At 69.1% G+C, this 3,473-nt stretch carries 4 protein-coding genes; all 4 read right to left on the bottom strand.

All coding sequences use genetic code 11. The features are described from left to right. Window positions 1–714: isoprenyl transferase (locus SFU54_RS11665; protein WP_319016441.1), on the bottom strand; the 714-nt coding region annotated here is incomplete at its 3' end. After that, window positions 711–1,532 carry a DNA repair protein RecO gene (gene recO / locus SFU54_RS11660; RefSeq protein ID WP_319016440.1) on the bottom strand — a complete coding sequence of 274 codons (822 nt, stop codon included), beginning with the start codon at window positions 1,530–1,532 and terminating at the stop codon, window positions 711–713. The genes recO and SFU54_RS11665, both read right to left, overlap by 4 nt. A gap of 29 nt (window positions 1,533–1,561) precedes the next feature. Further along, a complete protein-coding gene (locus tag SFU54_RS11655) occupies window positions 1,562–2,716 on the bottom strand; it encodes a cysteine desulfurase family protein (RefSeq protein ID WP_319016439.1) in 1,155 nt (384 codons plus the stop codon). Window positions 2,717–2,725: 9 nt separating this feature from the next. Next, a partial coding sequence (gene nadC, locus SFU54_RS11650) for a carboxylating nicotinate-nucleotide diphosphorylase (protein ID WP_319016438.1) occupies window positions 2,726–3,473 on the bottom strand: 748 nt, incomplete at its 5' end.

The raw sequence follows: 3,473 nt of genomic DNA, 5'->3' as shown, positions 1-3,473 counted from the left end.
ACGGCGAAAGTCGGGCCACAGCGTGTTGAGAAACACCATTTCGGCGTAGGCGCTCTGCCACAGCATGAAGTTGCTCGTTCGCTGCTCGCCACTCGACCGCACGAAGAGGTCGACGTCGGGCTGGTCGGGCTCGTAGAGGTGCTTCGCGATCGAGCGCTCGGTGATGCGGGCGGGGTCGACGCGCCCAGCCTTGACGTCGGCGGCGAGGGCGCGCACGGCATCCACCAGCTCAACGCGACCGCCGTAGTTGACGCACATCGTGAGGGTGAGGCCTGTGTTGCCGGCGGTGCGAGCCTGGGCCTCTTCGAGTTCGCTGATGACGCTGCGCCACAGCCGCGGGCGCCGCCCCGCCCAGCGGATGCGCACGTTCCAGGCGTCGAGCTGGTCGCGACGGCGGCGAAGCACTTCGCGGTTGAAGCCCATGAGAAACCGAACCTCATCAGGGCTTCTGCTCCAGTTTTCGGTGCTGAACGCGTAGACGCTGAGGTGCTGCACACCGATCTGGATCGCACCCGCGACGACGTCGAGCAGGCTTGCTTCACCCGCGCGGTGCCCTTCCACGCGCGTGAGCCCCTGCCGGTTGGCCCAGCGGCCGTTGCCGTCCATGACGATCGCGACGTGTTGGGGCACGACCTCACGACGAATATCGGGGGGATGCTCTCCCGTCCAGTCGAGCGGACGCAGCGGTTCGGGGTGACGCACGTCTTTGCTCACGCTGACTCCTCCGTCGTGGCGGCCGCCGCGGCGGCGTGGGCGAGGTCACGATCGGCTTCGCGCTCGGCCTCGCGTGCCTCGAACCGCGCGTCGACGCGATCGACGTGCGGCAACGAGCGCAGGCCGCGCTCGAGGTGAAACTGCGCGTAGGCGGCGACGATGCCGTTGGCTTGCGCACGCGCGCGATCGGTCGAGGCTTCTGCGGTCTCCCAATCGCCTGTGAGCAGGGCCGCGAGCAACACGCGGGTTTCTGAACTCACGCGCGGGGCTCCGGGCGGGGCAACGTCGTCGGCCACCATGCCGCCCAACTGCACCACGAAGGCCGTGTGGGGGCCGGGCGCGCCGGTCACGGCGCAGTCGCCGAAGGTCGGCGCCCATCCCGCGATCGACAGCGACCTCAGCAGATAACTGTCGAGCGTGAGGCCGGGCGGATGCTCGCCGCGCGCGAGCGACCGCAACGCGCCAACCAGCAGCAGGTACTGCTGGATGCCCCCGCCGTCGTCGCCCGTGACGCGGTCAGCCGTCTCGACCATGACGTTGGCGGCCGTGTAGCTGCCGTAGTCGCTCGAAATCTCGGCTCCGTACGAGCCGAGGCTTTCGGCTTGCTGCACAATGTCGAGGCTGCGGCCCGCATAGAGCTGCACGTCGGCGACCATAAAGGGCTCGAGACGCGCCCCAAACTTGCTCGCCGTGCGTCGCACGCCCTTCGCGACGGCCCGAATCTTGCCGTGATTGCGGCTGAGCATCGTGACGATGCGGTCGGCTTCGCCCAGCTTGTGGGTGCGCAGCACGACGATCTCGTCACGATAGGTCGGCACGGCTTTAGTATCCCGCGTGCGGGTGCGGATCAGCCGAGGCCGCGCAGGACGGCTGCGGATTCGGCGAGTTCGCGCGCCGCCGTGTCGAGAGCGTCGGCGGGCGTGGTGACGCCCCAACTGAAGCGCACGGCTGTGCGCGCGGTGTCGGCGTCGAGGCCCATCGCGAGCAACACGGGTGAGGGCTCGTCGCGGCCGGCCGCGCACGCCGAACCGCTCGAGGCGAGAATGCCGCGATCGTCGAGCGCGATCAGCAAAGGCTCACCGCCGATGCCGGGCACGACGAACGAGGCGTGGCATGGCAAGCGTGTGGCGGGGTGACCCGTCAGGCGCGCACCCGGCACGGTCTCAAGTACCCGGCCAATGAAGGCGTCGCGCTGAGCCTCAAGCGCGGTGAGCGGATTCGCCGCGCGCTCGGCCTCGGCGAGGTCCAGCGCGACAGCGAGCCCCACAGCCCCGGCCACGTTCTCGGTGCCCGAGCGTCGATCGCGCTCTTGCCCTCCCCCGCGAATGAGCGGCTCGATCGCGGCGCCCGTTGGTAAGAGCAGTGCTCCGACTCCCTTCGGGGCGCCGAGCTTGTGGCCCGAGATCGTGATGGCGTCGGCGAACGACAACTCGGTGAGCGGATACCAACCGGCGTATTGCACGGAGTCGGTGTGCAGCAGCGCTCCGACCTCGTGCGCGGCACAGGCGAGAGCCGCGAGCGGTTGCAGCGTGCCCACCTCGTTGTTCGCGGCCTGCACGCTCACAAGCGCCGTGCCGGGTCGGAGGGCGGCGATCGCGGCATCGACATCCACCTGGCCATCGGCATCGACGGGAATATGCGTGACCTCGACCTCGTGCCAGCGCTCGAGGTACGCCGCCGATTCGAGCACGGCCTCGTGCTCGATCGCGCTCACGAGCACGTGACGGTCACGCCCGCGCGCGATCGCCGCGAGGGTGAGGCCGATAACGGCGAGGTTGTCGCTTTCGGTGCCGCCGCTCGTGAACACGACCTGCGCGGGGCGAACGCCAGCGAGGCGGGCGATGCGCGCGCGAGCATCCGTCAGCGCATCGGCGGCTCGGCGACCGAGCGAGTGGGTCGACGAAGGGTTGCCGTGCTCGCCCGTGAGCCACGGCCACATCGCCTCGAGCACCTCGCGGCGCACAGCCGTCGTCGCGGCCTGGTCAAGATCGATGAGGGTCACGGATGCTCGCTAGAGCGCGCCATCGATCACGATGTCGAGCCCGAGGTCAAGAGCAGGCGCGCTGTGGGTCAGCGCGCCCACCGAGATGACGTCGACCCCGGTCTCGGCGATGGCCCGCACGGTGTCGAGGCGCACACCCCCACTCGCCTCGACGACGGAGCGACCCGCGATGAGGCCAACGCCCGCGCGCAGATCGTCGAGCGTGAAGTTGTCGAGCATGATCGTGTCGGGCTCTGCGGCGAGCACGGCTTCCAACTGGTGGAGGCGGTCAACCTCGACCTCGAGGTGCATCGTGTGGGGGATGCGCGCACGCACGATCCGAATTGCCTCCTTGAGGCCGAACCCGTGCGCCCCCAACACGGCGAGGTGATTGTCCTTCAGCATCACGGCGTCACTGAGGGAGTAGCGGTGGTTGTGTCCACCGCCTGCTCGCACGGCGGCTTTCTCGAGCATGCGCAGGCCCGGCGTTGTCTTGCGAGTGTCGACAATGCGTACGCTCGTGTGCGCGACCGCCTTGACGTAGCTCCGGGTCAGGGTCGCGATGCCGCTCAACCGTTGCGAGAGGTTGAGCGCAACCCGCTCGCCGCGCAAGATGCCGCGCGCCGAGCCCGTGATCGTGGCAATAACCGTGCCTGGTACCATCGCGTCGCCATCGGCGAGGTGTCGCTCGACGACGAGTGTGGGGTCGACGCGCGTGAACGCGAGCTCGAGCGGCAGCCCACCGGCAAAGACGCCGTCGACTCGGCTCACGATGCGC

Origin of the sequence: Microcella sp. (assembly GCF_033763155.1) — a bacterium.
In the GTDB taxonomy this organism is placed as follows: Bacteria; Actinomycetota; Actinomycetes; order Actinomycetales; family Microbacteriaceae; genus Microcella.
Note: the sequence above shows the minus strand (reverse complement) of the source record. Positions and strands in the feature narration are given on the sequence as shown.